This is a genomic window from Hydrogenivirga sp. 128-5-R1-1 (genome assembly GCF_000171895.1).
Genome location: NZ_ABHJ01000039.1, coordinates 1 through 4826, shown reverse-complemented (window position 1 = coordinate 4826; position 4826 = coordinate 1). Strand labels below are relative to the sequence as shown.

Genomic DNA, 4826 nt, shown 5'->3' with positions numbered 1-4826 from the left:
AAAAGTATCTATATTTGTATCAGATGATTTTAGTGGGCTTACAGATGTGGTAAATCAGTTTTTCCCATACTCAGACCACCGGCTTTGCTGGACACATATGAAAAGAAATTTAAGAAGGAAATTCAGTAAAAGAGAATATAGTCTTTTAAATAAACATTTGACCTTTGTAAAAGAAAGTTTAACAAAGGACGAGGCATTAGGACACTGGGAAAACTTTTTAAAAGAGCTTTCAAATTTAAATCCTTCTTTATCAAAGCAATATGAGAAAAAATCGGAGAATTATTTGGCTTTTATAGATTATCAACAGGAGATAAGGAAACATATATACACCTCAAATGTGGTAGAGAGTGTAAATGCGGGGCTTGAGATGATGAGATTGGAGCTTGGAGGATATTTTCCTTCTATGAGGACTTTAGAGATAAATTTGTTTATACAGCTTTCAAACCTTAATGACAAGTGGATGAGAAAACCTGTAGCTGCTTTTAGAGCTAATCTTTATGAAATGAGGCAGATTTTAAATGTTAAATTTGGTCTTGAAAAATTTTTGGATTGATTACACAATTTTTTAGGTAAGTCTCTGTATAGCCTTATTGCTATTCTTTTTAAATTATCTGGATAATGTCTTCTTTCTGGGTTTTCCACAAATATTCTTCCACATTCTTTACATAAATATCTTTGCTTTCCTTGATTTGATTTTCCATTTTTTACTATCTTTTCTGAATTACAATATACACACCTCATATTATTTATTTTACATCTGTCAACTCTTTAACTGAATACCCTTGTTCACCTTCGGTTCACCCAATTCAAAGAATTGTTAGAAATGGGATACTTCAAAGAAGGCGTAAGCCGTAAAAACCATTTTAGCAGTTAATTTTACATTTTTTCTTAAAAGACTTGCTTTTTTTGTTAGTTTACAATAGGATAATCAAAAAATGGAAAATGTAAGAGTAAAAAGAAGCTTAAGAATAGAATTAAACACTTTTGCAAAGCAAATTGGCGACCTAAAAGGGAGCAATATAGACCAAACAACACAAATAGTATTAGGCTATCTCACATATCACGCAGGAAAGCTATGGAATGAAGCAAACTACATTGTAAAAAACAAACTGGCAAAACCAAACAAATTTGACCTATACAACAAGCTAAAAGACACTTCCATACATAAAAAATCACTGCAAAGCAGAACAGCACAAATAATATTAGATGAGCTGTCAAGAGGCTGGCAGAATTTCTTTAAATACTTGCAAAAACCAGAAAAATATCCATCACCAGTAAAACCACCAAAATATAATAAGAAAAAATCACCACATAGACCAGTAATTTACGATAAAACAGGATTTACAATAGAAGGAAACATAATAAAATTAAGTCTTTCAAAAGAGCTAAAGAACCACTTGAGAGAAAACACAGAATAGATATAGATTACCTGAGAATAGAAACAGGATTGGACTTAAGCCAGTTAAACATACTAAATATACAAATCACACCATACAAAGCATATGGAAATATAACATACAGGCTAAACATCGTATATGAGAAGGAAATAGAGGAAACTAAACCACAAACAGATAGAGCCTTAGCAATAGACTACGGAATATCAAACTTTGCAACGATTGTAATAGAAAACCAGCCAACAAGCTATATAGTAGATGGAAAAGGAATACAGTCAATACTTAGAAAATACCTAAAAAAGTTAGCGAAATGGCAGAAGAAAAGAGATAACCTACAGAATAAAAGACTTTCAACAAGCAGAGTAGATAAGATACTCCACAGGATACAAAAGAGAATAAATAACCTGATAAGAGACTTCAGTCATAAAGTTTCAAATTTGATAGTAGAGCTTGCTAAAAGATACAATGTTTCAACAATCGTAATAGGCAAACTACAAGAGAGCAAAAACAAAGAAAGCAAGCTATCAAGCATAATAGACCAGATGTTAAGTCTTTTACCACACGGTAGAGTATCAAAGCAGATAGAATACAAAGCAAGAGAATATGGGATAAAAGTAGTATTAGTAGATGAAAGCTATACTTCTGGTGTGGACAGCTTAAAATATGTAGCTGTCAATAAAGAAAACTACACACCTGAAGCGAGGAAACACAGAGGACTATTTAAAAGCGTATTAGGTTTTGTAAATGCAGATGTAAACGGAGCAAGAAAGATACTTAAGAAATTTAAAAAGAGCTTTCACGATTACATCACAGGGTTAAGACAAACAGTAAGAATAAGAGTATTTGGAAATTTAGCAAGTAGCCCCAAGTCTGTCCAAGTATATGGACAGATAGGGGTAGCAAGGTGTGGTGACCACCTGTCAGGGATAAGGTGAGCCGAAGGCGAACAGCCTCCCTGAGAAGCCACCGACAAATCTTCGATTTGAGCATGCCGAAAGGCACAGCACTTTAGTCGGTGTGTAGTTCACCATTCTTTGCCATGTGTTAAAATATTAATTATTGTACATGGAGGAATAGGTGTGGAGCTTACAATTGACAAAACAACTCTTCAAGATGTTTTAAGGAAAGCAATTTCAGCAACAGAAAAAAAGTCAGCACTTCCAATACTTTCTAATTTCTTATTAGAAGCAAAAGACGGCAAACTTATAGTTGAAGGTACAGACCTTGAAGTCCATGTTAAAATATCCGTCTTTGCAAAAGTTGAAGAAGAGGGAAAAGCGTGTGTAAATGCAAAAAAATTAACAGATATAGCAAGATTACTTCCATCGGAAACTGTTCATATAAAAACAGATGATAGTAGTCTGAAAATAAAATCAGGAAAAACAAAATATTCCTTGCCAACTGTTGCTCCCGAAGATTATCCTCAGATGTATCCTTTCCCAGAAGATACGGCATTTTTAATATCTGGAGCAGATTTGCAGAATGCAATAAACAAAACTTTATATGCTGCCTCAAAAGAAGAAAGCAGATACGCACTTCAAGGGGACTTGTTCAAATCAAGAAATAATCATATAGATGTTGTAGCAACAGATGGTCATAGATTGGCTCTGTATATAATAGAGAGAGAAGGACAGCTTGACACCAATGTTGAAGTTGTAATTCCTCAAAAATCATTAAATGAATTAAGAAAACTCCTTACCGGTGCAGAAGACGTTGAAATGGCAGCTACCGAGCAATATGCATTCTTCAAAACAAAAGAATGGATATTAATGACAAGATTGCTTGAGGGTGCATTCCCTGACTACACACAGGTAATTCCTGATGAATTTTCAATAGAAATTATATTAGATAAAAAAGAAACCCTTGAAGCTGTTAAAAGGGTATCAGCTGTTGTTGAAGGAGATACGAAACCTATAAAATTTACACTTAAGCCAAACGTTTTAGAACTTAGAAGTTTTTCCCAGGAATATGGTGAAGCTGTTGATGAGATTGAAGTACAGTATGAAGGAGAAGAATTTACAATAGGATTTAACGCTAAATACATTATAGAAGCCATAGAAGTTGTTGATGATGATAAATTTTATATGAAATTTACAAATCCAAATTCTCAAACTATGGTAGAACCTATTGAAAATAATAGATATAAAGCAATAATTATGCCTATGGATATATCATAAAAGAGGTAAATAAATGAGCGAAGAAATAAAATACAGTGCAGAATCTATTGATGTAGTTGAAGGTCTTGAGCACGTTAGAATTAGACCTGCCATGTATATAGGGGATGTAGGCGAAAGAGGTCTACATCACCTGATATGGGAACTTGTAGATAATGCAGTTGATGAAGCTATGGCAGGATTTGCAAAAAATATATTTGTAATACTTCATGAAGATGGTTCTGCTACTATTGAAGATGATGGTAGAGGAATACCTGTTGATATTCATCCTAAAACAGGACTACCTGCTGTTGAAATGGTATTTACAAAGCTTGGGGCAGGTGGTAAGTTCTCAAAAAAAGCTTATGAGTACTCTGGCGGTCTTCACGGAGTTGGTGCCTCTGTAGTTAACGCTCTTTCAAGCTGGCTTGTCGTAGAGATTTACAGAGATGGAAAAATATACAGAATGGAGTTTGAAAAAGGAAAGACTATAAAACCTTTGACAGTTGTAGGTGAGACCCACAAAAGAGGTACAAAAGTTACTTTTAAACCTGATGATGAAATATTTGAAATAACTAAATTTAAATATGATACAGTATCAAAAAGATTAAGAGAACTGGCTTTTTTAAACCCTGGAGTAAGATTTTTTGCCGAAGATGAAAGAAAAGATTTAAAGGATGAATTTCTTTATCATGAAGGGATTAAAGACTTTGTAAGAGTTTTAAATCAGGCAAAAGACCCGCTTTTTAACGAAATTATATATATAAATGATAAGAAAGATAGAGTAATTGTTGAAGTGGCTTTCCAATACACAAAAAGCTACAACGAAGTTATAGAAAGTTTTGTAAATAATGTAAAAACAGTTGACGGCGGAACACACGTTACAGGTTTCAGGTCAGCTCTTACTAAGGCTATGAATAAAACCCTTTCTGGAATGAGACTTCCTAAAGAATTAAAAAGTGGAATAAAAGGTGAAGATTTAAGGGAAGGCTTAACTGCTGTAGTATCTGTTAAAGTTCCTGAACCACAGTTTGAAGGGCAAACAAAAGGAAAACTTGGAAATCAGGAAGTTAAAAATATAGTAGAGTCGGTTGTTTCTGACTATTTGATGGATTATTTTGATAAAAATAAAGATATTGCAGTTAAAATTGCAGAAAAGGCAATAGAAGCAGCTGTAGCAAGGGAAGCAGCAAGAAAAGCAAAAGAAGTTTCAAGAAGAAAATCATTTTTAGAAGATACATCACTTCCAGGAAAACTTGCAGACTGCTCAGAAAAAGAC

5 protein-coding genes are annotated in these 4826 nt (G+C 33.6%); all 5 read left to right on the top strand.

What is annotated here, in order from left to right:
- On the top strand, positions 1-553 hold a 553-nt coding region (locus HG1285_RS05985; RefSeq protein ID WP_008288257.1), incomplete at its 5' end, for a transposase.
- A 382-nt stretch (positions 554-935) separates the two neighbouring features.
- Positions 936-1418 (top strand): hypothetical protein, encoded by a 483-nt coding sequence (locus tag HG1285_RS19760; RefSeq protein WP_008288255.1) that lies wholly within the window; start codon positions 936-938, stop codon positions 1416-1418.
- The gene (locus tag HG1285_RS18220) at positions 1340-2329 is read left to right on the top strand and encodes an RNA-guided endonuclease TnpB family protein (RefSeq protein WP_083793082.1); all 990 of its coding nucleotides are present in this window, start codon (positions 1340-1342) and stop codon (positions 2327-2329) included. The genes HG1285_RS19760 and HG1285_RS18220 overlap by 79 nt, the downstream gene beginning before the upstream one ends.
- Positions 2330-2473: 144 nt before the next feature.
- Positions 2474-3571, top strand: coding sequence for a DNA polymerase III subunit beta (gene dnaN / locus HG1285_RS05990; protein WP_008288253.1), 1098 nt, complete (start codon positions 2474-2476; stop codon positions 3569-3571).
- A 13-nt stretch (positions 3572-3584) separates the two neighbouring features.
- Positions 3585-4826: ATP-binding protein (locus HG1285_RS05995; protein WP_008288252.1), on the top strand; the 1242-nt coding region annotated here is incomplete at its 3' end.

Coding starts and splice junctions, on each gene's coding strand:
- HG1285_RS19760 (WP_008288255.1), top strand. CDS start 936: ATGGAAAATGTAAGAGTAAAAAGAAGCTTAAGAATAGAATTAAACACT.